Origin of the sequence: Maricaulis sp., assembly GCF_048268525.1 — a bacterium.
GTDB lineage: Bacteria > Pseudomonadota > Alphaproteobacteria > Caulobacterales > Maricaulaceae > Maricaulis.
Window position 1 is genome coordinate 1 of sequence record NZ_JBLWVH010000042.1, and the last position, 11,222, is coordinate 11,222.

At 64.6% G+C, this 11,222-nt stretch carries 12 protein-coding genes and 1 pseudogene; 9 read left to right on the forward strand and 4 right to left on the reverse strand.

The features are described 5' to 3' along the window. Positions 1 to 625 (reverse strand): P1 family peptidase (locus ACN0X9_RS15105; RefSeq protein ID WP_417488393.1); only part of this gene is annotated, 625 nt, incomplete at its 3' end. A gap of 64 nt (positions 626 to 689) precedes the next feature. Here ACN0X9_RS15105 and ggt point away from each other — a divergent pair. Beyond that, the gene (gene ggt, locus ACN0X9_RS15110; protein ID WP_417488394.1) at positions 690 to 2,405 is read left to right on the forward strand and encodes a gamma-glutamyltransferase; all 1,716 of its coding nucleotides are present in this window, start codon (positions 690 to 692) and stop codon (positions 2,403 to 2,405) included. Here ggt and ACN0X9_RS15115 read toward each other — a convergent pair. Together ACN0X9_RS15115 and ACN0X9_RS15120 are read right to left on the reverse strand one after the other, a co-directional pair. Next, positions 2,396 to 3,862, reverse strand: coding sequence for a sensor histidine kinase (locus ACN0X9_RS15115; RefSeq protein WP_417488395.1), 1,467 nt, complete (start codon positions 3,860 to 3,862; stop codon positions 2,396 to 2,398). The genes ggt and ACN0X9_RS15115 overlap by 10 nt on opposite strands. 17 nt (positions 3,863 to 3,879) lie before the next feature. Then, positions 3,880 to 4,656 carry a TVP38/TMEM64 family protein gene (locus ACN0X9_RS15120; RefSeq protein WP_417488396.1) on the reverse strand — a complete coding sequence of 259 codons (777 nt, stop codon included), beginning with the start codon at positions 4,654 to 4,656 and terminating at the stop codon, positions 3,880 to 3,882. A gap of 99 nt (positions 4,657 to 4,755) precedes the next feature. Between ACN0X9_RS15120 and rpmH the strand changes: the two genes are divergently transcribed. From rpmH to dapD, 8 genes are all read left to right on the forward strand, one after another. Then, positions 4,756 to 4,890 carry a 50S ribosomal protein L34 gene (rpmH, locus tag ACN0X9_RS15125; RefSeq protein ID WP_041636704.1) on the forward strand — a complete coding sequence of 45 codons (135 nt, stop codon included), beginning with the start codon at positions 4,756 to 4,758 and terminating at the stop codon, positions 4,888 to 4,890. A 5-nt stretch (positions 4,891 to 4,895) separates the two neighbouring features. Then, the gene (gene rnpA, locus ACN0X9_RS15130; RefSeq protein ID WP_417488397.1) at positions 4,896 to 5,312 is read left to right on the forward strand and encodes a ribonuclease P protein component; all 417 of its coding nucleotides are present in this window, start codon (positions 4,896 to 4,898) and stop codon (positions 5,310 to 5,312) included. A 6-nt stretch (positions 5,313 to 5,318) separates the two neighbouring features. Next, positions 5,319 to 7,094 (forward strand): membrane protein insertase YidC, encoded by a 1,776-nt coding sequence (yidC, locus tag ACN0X9_RS15135; RefSeq protein ID WP_417488398.1) that lies wholly within the window; start codon positions 5,319 to 5,321, stop codon positions 7,092 to 7,094. A 74-nt stretch (positions 7,095 to 7,168) separates the two neighbouring features. Next, positions 7,169 to 7,744 carry a ribosome biogenesis GTP-binding protein YihA/YsxC gene (yihA, locus tag ACN0X9_RS15140; protein ID WP_417488399.1) on the forward strand — a complete coding sequence of 192 codons (576 nt, stop codon included), beginning with the start codon at positions 7,169 to 7,171 and terminating at the stop codon, positions 7,742 to 7,744. Between the two features lie 12 nt (positions 7,745 to 7,756). Next, complete coding sequence (locus ACN0X9_RS15145) at positions 7,757 to 8,746, forward strand: DUF1036 domain-containing protein (RefSeq protein WP_417488400.1); 990 nt, start codon at positions 7,757 to 7,759, stop codon at positions 8,744 to 8,746. 1 nt (position 8,747) lies between these two features. Beyond that, positions 8,748 to 9,461 (forward strand): pyrimidine 5'-nucleotidase, encoded by a 714-nt coding sequence (locus ACN0X9_RS15150; protein ID WP_417488401.1) that lies wholly within the window; start codon positions 8,748 to 8,750, stop codon positions 9,459 to 9,461. Beyond that, complete coding sequence (locus ACN0X9_RS15155) at positions 9,458 to 10,195, forward strand: ubiquinone/menaquinone biosynthesis methyltransferase (protein WP_417488402.1); 738 nt, start codon at positions 9,458 to 9,460, stop codon at positions 10,193 to 10,195. Before ACN0X9_RS15150 ends, ACN0X9_RS15155 begins: the two co-directional genes overlap by 4 nt. After that, the gene (gene dapD / locus ACN0X9_RS15160) at positions 10,192 to 11,019 is read left to right on the forward strand and encodes a 2,3,4,5-tetrahydropyridine-2,6-dicarboxylate N-succinyltransferase (protein ID WP_417488403.1); all 828 of its coding nucleotides are present in this window, start codon (positions 10,192 to 10,194) and stop codon (positions 11,017 to 11,019) included. Before ACN0X9_RS15155 ends, dapD begins: the two co-directional genes overlap by 4 nt. Before the next feature lie 21 nt (positions 11,020 to 11,040). Here the strand turns inward: dapD and ACN0X9_RS15165 are convergent. Continuing rightward, positions 11,041 to 11,222 (reverse strand): annotated as a pseudogene (locus tag ACN0X9_RS15165) (aminoacetone oxidase family FAD-binding enzyme); the annotation flags it as partial.

Genomic DNA, 11,222 nt, shown 5'->3' on the forward strand with positions numbered 1-11,222 from the left:
CGTACGGCCAGGCCCAATAAACGTCGTCCGCTCCCGGCAGGGTGACCGAGCCGAAGCTGTTGACGCAGACCAGGGCCGCGACCCGTCCGCCTTCGCCGACCAGATCCAGGCTTGCCGTACCGGTCCCTCCGGCGTGAAGTCCGGCGCGCGCGCCATGACCGGCACCGAAGGCTCCCAGCTCGACCGTCCCGGAAACGGCCGCCAATGCCGCCTTGCCGAGCGCGCGATAAGGCGGTTCCTCGCCCCACGACTTGTCGCCACCATTGGCGAGGTCATAGAGAATGGCCGACGGAACGACCGGTGACCTCGGCACGCCGGGCATGTCGAACAGGGCAAAGCCGTCTCCGCGCGCACCCAATGCCGCCGCGACACCGTCGGCCGCGGCCAGCCCGTAGGATGAGCCACCGGACAGGACGATTGCATCGACAGCATCGACCAGGGTGTGACTGGCCAGCGCGTCAGTTTCACGCGTGCCGGGTCCGCCACCGCGCACATCGACCGCGCAAACAGCGCGCTCGTCCGGCACGACGACGGTCACGCCGGTCCGCACGGCGGCATCATGGACCTGTCCGACGCGCAGGCCGGTGATATCGGTCAGGCTGTTTCGCGGTGCTGGCATTGACATGACCGGCCTCTTATCTGTCACTTCAAGGTCCAGTCTGACCGGACATTGCTGAGGGGCAAGTTAGATGCTGCGTTTCCTGTTCGCCACCACCGCGCTCGCCGGCGGTCTGTTTCTCGCCAGTTGCTCGAACGCGCAGGAGACGCCCGCCGACCTCGATGTCGGCCCGGCCATGGTTGCCGCCGCCAATCCGCACGCGGTCGAGGCGGGGCTGGAAGCCTTGCGCGCGGGCGGTGATGCCATTGATGCCGCGATCGCGGTGCAAAGCGTTCTGGGTCTGGTCGAGCCGCAAAGCTCGGGCCTCGGTGGCGGTGCCTTCCTTCTGTACTACGACGCCCAGAGCGGCGACTTGACCGTTTATGATGGCCGCGAAACGGCTCCGGCCAGCGCCACGCCTGAACTCTTCCTCGATGACAATGGCCAGGCACTGGGTTTTGCCGAGTCGGTCTTCTCCGGTCACTCCATCGGCGTTCCGGGCGCTGTCGCCATGCTGGCCCTGGCTCATGGAGATCATGGCGCACTGGACTGGGCGGACGGGTTTGATGCCGCGACCGGGCTGGCCGAGGACGGCTTCGAGATTTCGCCGCGCCTCGCGCGTTTCATCGCCGGCATGGCGCCGCGCGGACCGCTGGATGAGTGGCCGGCCTCGCGGAACTATTTCTTCACCGATGACGGCACGCCGCTGCCGACCGGTCACCTGTTGCGCAACGCCGCCTATGCCGAGACCTCCCGCGCCCTCGCCGCCGACTGGCGCGCGCTCTATGAAGGCCCCCTGGCCGCCGCCATCGTCGACGCCGTACAGGACGAGCCACGTCCCGGCGGGCTGACCCTGACCGATCTGGCGTCCTACCAAGCCGTACGCCGCGACGCGCTGTGCCGCGATTATCGCGAATGGACGATTTGCAGTGCCCCGCCCCCCTCGTCGGGCGGTGTGACGGTCAACGAGATACTCGGCCTGCTGGAACCCTATGACATGTCGGCCACCGGCCCGGAGACGCTGGAAGGTTGGCGCCGCTTCATCGAGGCCAGCCGCCTCGCCTATGCCGATCGCGATGCCTATGTCGCCGATCCGGATTTCGTGACCGTTCCGGTCGAAGGTCTGCTCGACGCGGACTACATCGCCGAGCGGTCTCGCGGCATCCAGCGCACCACCGCCCTGCCGACATCCAGCCCGGGCATCCCGGACGGGATTGACGCCCCCGGTGCCGATGCGACCCCGGACTCGCCGGGGACCAGTCATTTCGTGATTGTCGACAGCGATGGCGATGTGGTCTCGATGACCACCACCGTGGAAAGCGTATTCGGCAGCCACCGCATGGCCGGGGGTTTCTTCCTCAACAACCAGCTGACCGACTTTTCGCGCACGCCGACGGACGCCAATGGCGCCCTTGTGCCGAACGCGCCGGAAGGCGGCAAACGCCCGCGCTCGTCCATGTCGCCGACCATCGTCTTTGACCGTGATGGCGAGTTTGTCCTGGCGACCGGTTCACCCGGCGGCTCCTCGATCATTGCCTATACGGCCAAGACACTGGTCGGGATGCTGGATTGGGGCCTGACCCCGCAACAGGCAATCGACCTGCCCAATGTCGTCGCGCGCGGCGATGTGGTGCGCGTGGAAGACGGCATGGACCCGGCCGTTCTGACCGGGCTTGCCGGTCTCGGTTTCACGCTGGATGCCAATCGCGGTGAGAATTCCGGCCTGCATATTGTGCGACGGCTGGAGGACGGGACTTTGGTGGGCGGCGCCGATCCGCGCCGGGAAGGCCAGGCGCGTCAGCCCTGAGCCGCGGCCGGCAGGCGCACTGAAAAAATCGTCCCGGCTGCCCCGGTCGAGACCAGATCAACATCGCCGCCATGGGCGCGGGCGAGTTCGCGCGCGATCGACAGGCCGAGACCCGTCCCGCCGCGCCGCGTCGAGCCGCTGAAGGCCTGGAACAGGCGCTCGCGTGCCTTGGCCGGAACGCCGGGGCCCGTGTCGGAGATTTCCAGCCAGACGTCACCGGCACCGTCATCGATGGGAGGCATCGGTGTAGCCCGCGCGGTCAGTCGACGCTCGCCCTCGACCACCTGCATCGCCTGGATCGCATTGCGGCACAGATTGAGCAGCAGGCGATGGGCCTTGTCAGGATCCGCATCGATGTTGATCTCCGCGCCGACCTCATTGGTCCAGATCGCGTCGCCCTCCGCCAGGATGGCATCATCGGCGACCTCGTCGAGCAGGGTACGCAAATGGATCGGCCGACGCACCGGAGCACTTTCCTCAGCCCGGCCGAATTCCAGCGTCGCCTCGCACAGGCGGACACCGCGATCCACCGCCCGCACCAGACGCTCGCCCATGCCGCGGACGCGATCATCAGCGTCTGTGGCCAACCGGTCAGAGACCAGCTGGGCGCTGGCCAGCACATTTCGGAGATCATGATTGATACGGGCGACCGCACCGCCCAGCGCTGCCAGACGCTCGCGCTGGTGCAGGGCCTGGCGGACATCGGCCTGCATTCGTGCCAGCTCGTGTTCAGCCTGGCCGATCTCGTTGCGCGCAGCACCGGGCCTGATCATGCGGGCCGGGTCGGCCGGGTCCTCGCGGAAATGCGTCATCGCCCCGGCCAGTCGCCGCATGGGCCGGACGAACAGGAAAAAGAGTGCACAGTACAAGACCGCGCCGACAAGGACGGCCGCAACGCTGGCATAGATCAGCAAGCGCCGGGAGAAGTCCCGCAGGGCCTCATGTAGCGGCGCTTCACGCACGATCACATCGATCAGTTCGTCCGGAGCCCCGGCGGGACGGGCGCGGATCCTCAACAGTCGGTCATCCGACGCATTCAACGTGTCTACCGTGTCACGGATATGGGTCAGCCAGGTCGCCGAACGCAGATCGCTCTCGACCAGACCTTCACCGATCGGTCCGGAATACAGCACCAATTCATTCATGCCATTGCGTACACGGGCCACTGCGACGGCGTCAGCGCCCATCAGGAGGGCGCGGACCTCTTCCTCCCCCAACGCCCCGCCCCGCGCGACATCGGCTGCCAGCGCCGCCAGGTGCGCCGCCTCGGCCCTGTCGGTCATCCATTGCAGACGGAAGCTCGCGGCGGCCGGGAAATAGACCAGCACCAATCCGGCTGCGATCAGCGACAGGGTCACCATCAATAATTGCGCCCGCAGATTGGCGAATGCACCCGCCAGGGGCGGATTGACGGGACGATGGGCTTCATCGTCGGAAGGGAGCGGCTCAATCGACATGAGTGTTGGCGGATAGCCTAGCGGGACTCGCCCGACAAGGCCCGCGCTTTTGCCTTGCGTGCGCGATGTCGCATGACAATCGGAGCCACGGCGAGTGGCACGATCATCGCGAGCGGGACAAGGACCGCTGGCTGTAGCAGCGCCTCCGGCCCGGGCAGGCTGTCCATCTCGGCCAGGGATCCGATCCCGGCCCCGAACCCGGCGTATAGAATGACCGAAGGCAGGGAGCCGACCGAGGTGCCCAGCGCAAAGGCCGACAGGCGCACGGTCGACAGGCCGGCCGCCATGTTCACGCCGAAATAGGGAAGCGGCAGCAAGCGCAGCAGGATTACATAGCTGAGCTGGTTGCGCTCGAACCCGGCCGCGATCCGTCGATAGCGCGACCGCAAGCGCTCCCGTCGCGCCTCCCCGGCAAAGAAACGCACCAGCAACACCGTGTTCATCGCGCCCAGCGTGAGACCGGTCAGGGAAACCGGTACGGCCCAGACAGGACCGAGCAGAAATCCCGCGCCGATGGTCAGCCACAAGGCTCCGGGCAGGGCCAGACTCGCGAGACCGACATAAACGAGCGTGTAAAACATCGCGGCGAAGACGACATGCTGGTCCGTGACATCGCGAGTCAGGCCACGGCTGTCGCGCAGCCAGGTCAGCATCTCCTGCGGCCCGGTCCCGGTCAGCACAAGAACCGCGAAAAAACACAGCAGGGCCGCTGCCAGCACCGGGCGCAGCCAGCGGGGCGTGCTATTCGGTCCACCAGGCGGGTCCGAAGATGGTTGGTTTGCGACGTCCGGCATGTCATTCTCCTGCGCTACAGGGGGCATGAACGCTTGACGCCGCCGCTTCAAGCGCGTAATTGCCGCCGCTCTCGAATTGAACGCCGATGGAGCGCGACCGTGAAACGTACATTTCAGCCGTCAAAGATCGTCCGCAAGCGCCGCCACGGCTTCCGTGCCCGCATGGCGACGAAATCCGGCCGCATTATCCTGGCTCGTCGCCGGGCCAAGGGCCGCAAGCGTCTGTCCGCCTAAGGACGATGTCAACGCCGCTTCCTGCCGTCAAACGGTTGAAAACGCGGCGTGAATTTTTGCAAGCCGCAAAAGGTAAAAAAGCCGTCCGGTCGGGCGTGGTCATTCAGGCCCGCTCGCGAGACGGCTCTTTGCTTTTGGGGGCGGACGAAAACGCGCCTGGGCATATCCGCGCCGGCTTCACCGCGACCCGCAAGATCGGTGGCGCGGTCATCCGCAATCGGGCCAAGCGCCGGTTGAGGGAGATTGCCCGGCTGCTTCTCCCCCTCCACGGACAGCCCGGCATTGACTATGTATTCATCGCACGCGCGACAACGCCCAAACGGGATTGGTCACGCTTGGTGGGGGATGTCGAAAGCGCCTTGGCAAGTCTTGCAACCGGCAGGACTTCGGGCGATCGCGAACATAAAGCGCAAGAGGCCTGAGTTTTCATGGGCGAAGACCAACGCAACCTGTTTATCGCACTGGGCCTGATCCTGGTGATCCTGACCGGATACCAGATGTTCGTCATGGGCCCGGCCGAGGAAGAACGCCGCGCCGAGCAGGCCGCCGTCGAGGCATCCCAGGAGCTCGCGGACGATGGGCCTGACATCTCCCCTATCGCGACAGACCAAGCCTACCGACCCCGAGAAACTGTTTTGGCTGAGTCCCGTCGAATTCAAATCGACACGCCGTCGATTGAAGGGTCGCTCTCGCTTGTTGGTGCGATTCTCGACGATGTTAGACTCCGTCGGCATACCGAAACGATCGACGATTCAACCCCTATCGCATTACTAAGTCCCCTCGGCGGCGAACATTCATTCTACGCCAGAGATGGCTGGAGCTCCGCAACAACAGGCCTCACCGACCTCCCAGATCGAGAGACTGAGTGGACTGTCGTTTCCGGCTCGACCCTGACACCTGATAGTCCGGTCACCTTAGAGTTCACCAACTCCTCTGGCCTGCATTTCGAGCGCATGATTTCGGTCGACGACAATTATCTTTTCACCCTGTCGGACACTGTTACCAATAACTCCGGGCGGGAAGTCGAACTGTCGCGCTATGGATTGGTCCGCCATGAGGGCCGGCCAGCTGAGGAAACCCGCAACATGGCGGTCTTCGAAGGCGCGCTGGCGGTTGTTGACGGCGCCATGGTGCGCAGCAGTTTCGGCAAGCTGGAAGACGGCGACCAGACCGAGGACAGCGGTACCGGCGGCTGGGTCGGCATCACCCAGCGTTACTGGATGGCAGCGGCGATCCCCGATCAGGACCGTCCCTTTACCGCCACATTTCGGACAGTTCAGCGGGGAGAGACACAGTTCTTTGACGCCTATTATCTGGAACAAGCCATCGCGGTTCCGGCCGGTGACTCGCTGACATCCACAACTCACATCTTTGCCGGCGCCAAGGAATTGGGCGTCCTGCAACAGGTCCAGGACGAGGTCGGCATCGAGCGTTTCGACATGGCGATCAACTGGGGCTGGCTGTGGTTCCTCACCCGCCCCTTCGTCTGGCTGCTGACCATGCTGGAAGGCGCTCTCGGCCAGTTCGGCCTCGCCATCCTGGCGCTGACCCTGATGGTCAAGATCGTCATGTTCCCGCTGGCCAACCGCGCCTACGCCTCGATGGCGAAGATGAAGGCGGTCCAGCCCAAAATGGCCGAGATCAAGGAGCGCTACGGCGCCGACCAGCAAAAGCAGCAGCAAGCGCTGATGGAGCTGTACAAGACCGAGAAGATCAACCCGCTGGCCGGTTGTCTGCCCATCCTGCCGCAGATCCCGATCTTCTTCGCGCTCTATCAGACCCTGTTCAATGCCATCGAAATGCGCCATGCGCCCTTCTTTGGCTGGATCCGCGACCTGTCCGCAGCCGATCCGACCAATATCTGGAACCTGTTCGGCCTGATCCCGTATGACCCGACCGGTATCTGGCTGATCGGCGGAGTTCTCGGCATCGGTGCCTGGCCGATCATCATGGGTCTGACCATGGCCGCGCAGCAGGCGCTCAACCCGCCGCCGCCGGACCCGATGCAGGCGCGCATCTTCGCCTTCCTGCCGATCGTCTTCACCTTCATCCTGGCCCCGTTTGCGGCCGGCCTGGTGATCTACTGGGCCTGGAACAACTTCCTGTCAGTGCTGCAGCAATACATCATCATGCGCCGCCACGGGAACGAGACCCAGGTCGACAAGCTGATCGCCCGGCTGATGAAGCGGGATCGCGGAGACTGACCCTGACCGACGGTAGCGACGACCTCGACATCGGCCTCGGGCGGCGTTTCTTCTCGCGCCCCTGCACCTTCCTGATGGGAGCGGTGGCGCTGGATCATCTGCCCGAGCCGGACCGGCTCGAGGTCGCCTTTGCCGGTCGCTCGAATGTCGGCAAGTCGTCGCTGATCAATGCCCTGACCAACCAGAAGGGTCTGGCCCGCGCCTCCGGTGAGCCGGGGCGTACGCGCGAGCTGAATTTCTTCGAGGTCGATGAGACGGACCTGCGCATTGTCGACCTGCCCGGCTATGGTTATGCCAAGGCACCCAAGCCGGTGGTCGAGAAATGGACACGGCTGACCAAGGCCTTCCTGCGCGGCCGGGTCAATCTGAAGCGGGTCTATCTGCTCATCGACAGCCGCCACGGTCTGAAAGATGTCGACCTGAAGATCATGGACGTCTTCGATGACGCCGCCGTCAGCTACCAGATCGTGCTGACCAAGACCGACAAGATCAAACCACCGGCGGTCAAGCGCCTGATCGCGGAAACCGGCGAGAAGATTGCCAGGCGGCCTGCCGCCTTCCCGCGCGTGGTCGCTACCTCCAGCGCCAAGCAGGACGGTGTCGACCAGCTGCGGGCCGAGATTGTCGCCCTCCTGCCCGACATGGGATGACAGGGGATGTTGTTGCGTCTCACCCTTGCCCTTCTGGCCCTGCCCGCCCTTTTCGCGACCACCGTTCCGCGTGCTGATGCGGCGGAATTGTGCAACGAAACCAGCTATATCGTCGAAACGGCTGCCGGCTGGCCGGTCGAGGGCGGCGTCGCCATTGAAGGCTGGATGCGGCTACGCCCGGGTGATTGCGCCACCGTCGCGACCGATGTCGACCTCGATGGTGACCAGCCGATCTTCTACTACGCCAAATCCTCGATCGCCTATCTGGGCGGGGTTCGGGAATGGCGAGGCACCATCCCGCTCTGCGTCGACGAGGCTGATTTCGAGGTCGTCGCCAATACCCGCTGCTCGTCCCTGGGAATGGCATCACGGGATTTCTTCATCCGTGAGGGCGAGGAGCGAGAACGCACGGTTCTGGTCGAGCCCGTCAACTTTGCCACACGCGCCACCGTCGCCGGTATCCAACGTCTGCTGCAGTCGGGCGGCTACCCGGTCACCGCCGTGGACGGGCTGGACGGGCGTTCGACCCGGCTCGCCGTCAACAATTTCCTGCGCGATGCGGGCCTGTCGAGCCGTCCCAATGATGATGCCCTGATCGATGCCCTGGAAGCGCACGCGCTCGGGCGCAATGCGGCCAGCGGGCTGACCATGTGCAATGAGGCTGACGGTGACATCGCCGTCGCCATCGGCCACCAGGTCGGGACGATCTGGCAGTCACGCGGCTGGTGGCGCATCCATGCCGGCGAGTGCGCCCGGGTGCTGGCAACCCGCCTCGCGACCAACAATGCGTTTTACTATGCCGAGCGCATCAACACCGGCGCCCGTCGGGGCCTGTCTGAAGCCAGCGAATCCTTCTGTGTCGCTCCGGCCCGTTTCGTGGCCGAGGGACGGGGTGACTGCCCGGACCGCGGCTATACCGCCGCCGGTTTCCGTCGCATTTCCGAGCCGTCCGAGGGCGGGGTTCGCATCACGCTCGACGAAGGCGATTTCCGGAGGCCCTGACATGGCCGACAACCGCGCCGACATGCGTCACATCACGCACTGGGTCTTTGACCTGGACAATACGCTCTACCCGTCCGACGCACCGATCATGGCCCAGGTCGACCGGCGCATGACGCAATATGTCGCCCGCCTGCTGGCCCTGCCCGAGGACGAGGCCCGCATCGTCCAGAAAGCCTATTGGCGCGACTATGGCACGACGCTGAACGGGCTGATGGCCAATCACGATGTCGACCTGCGCGACTTTCTCGATTTCGTGCACGACGTTGACCCGACCGTGATCACCCCGCATCCCGAACTCGCCGATCGCATCAGGGCCCTGCCCGGCAAGCGGCTGGTCTACACCAACGGGTCGCTGGGTCATGCCGAGAACATTCTCGATCACATGGGCCTGACCCATCTTTTCCATGACATCTTTGACGTCGAGGCCTCGGGTTTCCAACCCAAGCCACACCAGGCCGGCTTCGACAGTTTCGTCAGCAAGTTCAACCTGCCGGTACCGGAATCAGTCTTCTTCGAGGACAGTGTCCGCAATCTGAAGACGGCGCACGCCATGGGCTTCACCACCGTCCTCGTCCGCGCCAAACATGGCCCGCGCGACGAGGAAAGCGCCGCGCCGGACGAGCATCCCGACCATGTCCACCACGCCGTGGACTGCCTCCCCACCTTCCTCGGCTCGCTCCGCACAGCCGCCACACCGGATGATGATGTGACGTGACAGACCAAGCCAACGCCGCAGCGTTTGATCCCGGTGATGACGATGTGTTCGCCCGCATTGCCGACAAATATGATCTGCTCTGCGACATATTCAGCTTTGGCATTCACCGTCTGTGGAAGACCGGCATGGCACGCCGGATCGCCGCTCTGAATGTCCACACAGCCCTCGACCTGGCGTCCGGCCCAGGCGACATTCCAACCCGGCTGGTGGGACGCAGTGGCGCGCCCCGCCGACTGATCGCCACCGATCTCAGCCCCAAGATGATCAGCCTCGCCAGCGAGCGGCTGGCCGGACTGGAGCATGTCTCGGTGTTTCGCCTCGACGCCCACACGCTAGACGGCATAGACGACAATTCCATCGATCTGGTCAGCATGTCGTTCGGGATGAAGATCTGCGACCGAGAACGCGTTCTGGCCGCCGCGCTACGGGTTCTCAAGCCGGGAGGCCATCTTTTAAACCTCGAGGCCGCCCGCATCCCCGTGCCGATTATCCATTGGGCCTATCTGACATATATGGATATTTGCCTGCCTCTCATTTCCGGCATTGCGACCGGCGGTGACCGCTCGGCCTATGATTACCTGCTCAAGGGCATCCACACATTTCCCGATCCCGTCAGCTTCTCCGAGGAAATTGCACGGGCAGGGTTTGAAGACGTGCATCATACCAACTACACCGGCGGCATCGTGGCCCTGCACGAAGCCCGCAAACCCGACATCAAGAGTACCGCCCCATGACCGACACCGCCCTGATCGCCACCATCGATACCGCCTGGGACAATCGTGACAGTGTCTCGACCGACACGACCGGGGAGGTTCGCGACGCCGTGGAGACGGCGATCAACCTGCTCGACAGTGGCAAGGCGCGGGTCGCGTCGCGCGGGGATGACGGCAATTGGGTGGTGCATCAATGGCTGAAGAAGGCCGTTCTGCTGGGCTTCCGCCTCAATCCGATGGATTTGATCGAGGGCGGCATTGCCGGTGCGAAATGGTGGGACAAGGTGCCGTCCAAGTTTGACGGCTGGGGCGAGGCCGAGTTCAAGGCCGCCGGCTTCCGGGCCGTGCCGCCCTGCGCCGTGCGTCGCGGCGCTTTCATCGCGCCGGGTGCCGTTTTGATGCCGAGCTATGTCAATCTGGGGGCCCATGTCGGCGAAGGCACGATGATCGATACCTGGGCCAGTGTCGGCTCGTGTGCGCAGGTCGGTGCCAATTGCCACATCTCGGCCGGGACCGGGATTGGCGGTGTGCTGGAGCCGCTGCAAGCCGACCCGGTGATCATCGAGGATAATTGCTTCATCGGCGCCCGTTCGGAGGTCGTCGAAGGCGTGATCGTGCGCGAGGGCTCGGTGCTGGCCATGGGTGTCTACATCACCCGCTCGACCAAGATCGTCGATCGCGCCACAGGCGAGGTCAGCTATGGCGAAGTGCCGGCCTACTCGGTCGTCGTGCCCGGCGCCCTGCCCGACCCCAAGGGCGGGCCGAGTCTGTATTGCGCCGTCATCGTCAAGCGCGTCGACGCCCAGACCCGCGCCAAGACCTCGATCAATGACTTGCTGCGCTAGGCAACGACCTGCTGCGCCAGCCTATGCGGTCTGTTCCAGCCAAGCTTCGATGCCGCGTGCGGCGGCAAGGCCGGTCGCGAAGCTGGCCTGCAGCAGATAGCCGCCGGTCGGCGCATCCCAGTCGAGCATTTCCCCGGCCGCAAAAACGCCGGGCGCAGCTGTCAGCATGGAGTGGTCATCGGCGGCAGGGCGCGCGGAGCCAC

Bases quoted from the DNA above. Each gene is read 5' to 3' on its own strand.
- yihA (WP_417488399.1), top strand. From the start codon at position 7,169: ATGGGAGCGGTGGCGCTGGATCATCTGCCCGAGCCGGACCGGCTCGAG.
- dapD (WP_417488403.1), top strand. From the start codon at position 10,192: ATGACCGACACCGCCCTGATCGCCACCATCGATACCGCCTGGGACAAT.
- ACN0X9_RS15115 (WP_417488395.1), bottom strand. From the start codon at position 3,862: ATGTCGATTGAGCCGCTCCCTTCCGACGATGAAGCCCATCGTCCCGTC.
- ACN0X9_RS15150 (WP_417488401.1), top strand. From the start codon at position 8,748: ATGGCCGACAACCGCGCCGACATGCGTCACATCACGCACTGGGTCTTT.
- rnpA (WP_417488397.1), top strand. From the start codon at position 4,896: ATGTCAACGCCGCTTCCTGCCGTCAAACGGTTGAAAACGCGGCGTGAA.
- ACN0X9_RS15120 (WP_417488396.1), bottom strand. From the start codon at position 4,656: ATGCCGGACGTCGCAAACCAACCATCTTCGGACCCGCCTGGTGGACCG.
- ggt (WP_417488394.1), top strand. From the start codon at position 690: ATGCTGCGTTTCCTGTTCGCCACCACCGCGCTCGCCGGCGGTCTGTTT.
- yidC (WP_417488398.1), top strand. From the start codon at position 5,319: ATGGGCGAAGACCAACGCAACCTGTTTATCGCACTGGGCCTGATCCTG.